This is a genomic window from Psychrobacter sp. NC44 (genome assembly GCF_904846655.1).
GTDB lineage: Bacteria > Pseudomonadota > Gammaproteobacteria > Pseudomonadales > Moraxellaceae > Psychrobacter.
The window spans coordinates 1-1,199 of record NZ_CAJHBN010000037.1; the positions used below are offsets into that span (position 1 = coordinate 1).

The window sequence follows — 1,199 nt, forward strand, 5'->3', positions numbered from 1 at the left end:
GGTAATCCCCCCACTAAATAAGAACACTTAGAAATAGAGATTAACTGCTAAAATATATCAGCAGGAGAATCCTATGAAAAAGACACGCTTTACTGACAACCAAATCGTTAATATCCTAAAACAAGCCGAACAAGGTGTCCCTATCACCGAGCTTTGCCGTGAGCATAATATCAGCCAAAGTACCTTTTATAACTGGCGCTCAAAGTATGGCGGCATGGATGCCTCTTTGATTGCGCGCTTAAAAGAACTTGAAATTGAAAATGCACGTCTTAAGAAGATGTATGCTGATGAATGTCTTAAGTCCGATATCCTACAGGATGCCATGACAAAAAAGTGGTAGCGCCCCAAAGGCGCAGGAAAATGGCTTGTCATTACATTGAAGAGCATGGTATTAGCATACGTCGTGCTTGCCGTATCTTTAACATCAGCGTGACCTGCTATTACCATAAGTCAATGGCCACGGATGAGAACCAGCAGATCGCGGACTTACTCATCAAACTGACTGATGAGAATAAGAACTGGGGCTTTGGTTTATGCTTTTTAAGCCTGCGTAATGTCATGGGACTGCCGTACAACCACAAGCGGGTATATCGCATCTACTGTGAGCTTGAACTCAACCTTAGAATCAAGCCCAAGCGTCGCATTAAACGCGCTAAACCAATACCATTAGCAGTACCTGATAGGATAAACCAAAGCTGGAGCATGGACTTTATGCACGACGGCTTAAATGACGGTCGCAGCTTTAGACTGTTTAATGTGATTGATGATTACAACCGTGAAGCGCTCACCGTTGAGATTGACTTCTCACTACCAGCACAAAGGATCATACGCACATTAGACCAGCTCATTGAATATCGAGGCAAACCTGTACAAATAAGATGCGATAATGGTCCTGAGTACATCAGCAATGCGCTCAAAGACTGGGCTGAGCAGCAAAGCATTAACTTAAGCTATATTGAACCTGGCAATCCACAGCAAAATGCCTATGTGGAGCGCTTTAACAGAACCATGAGATATGATTGGTTAAATCAGGAGCTGTTTGATAACTTAGAGCAAGTACGCACACAAGCAGAAAACTGGTTATATCATTATAATCATGAGCGCCCAAACATGGGCAATGGCGGTTTTACGCCCATACAGAAACTCAATCAAGCAGCTTAATTCTATTTGTTAGGTGTCTTAGGTTTGGGAGGGTTACC

Annotated in this window: 1 protein-coding gene; it reads left to right on the plus strand. The window is 43.0% G+C overall.

Annotated features, from left to right (window positions below; all coding sequences use genetic code 11):
• Nucleotides 1-73: 73 nt before the first annotated feature.
• Nucleotides 74-1,161 (plus strand): IS3 family transposase gene (locus JMX95_RS13565; RefSeq protein ID WP_201561081.1). Its coding sequence is split into 2 segments (ribosomal slippage): nucleotides 74-326 and nucleotides 326-1,161, totalling 1,089 coding nucleotides; the frame shifts between segments, so codons are not numbered across the junction.
• The last annotated feature ends 38 nt before the right edge of the window (nucleotides 1,162-1,199 follow it).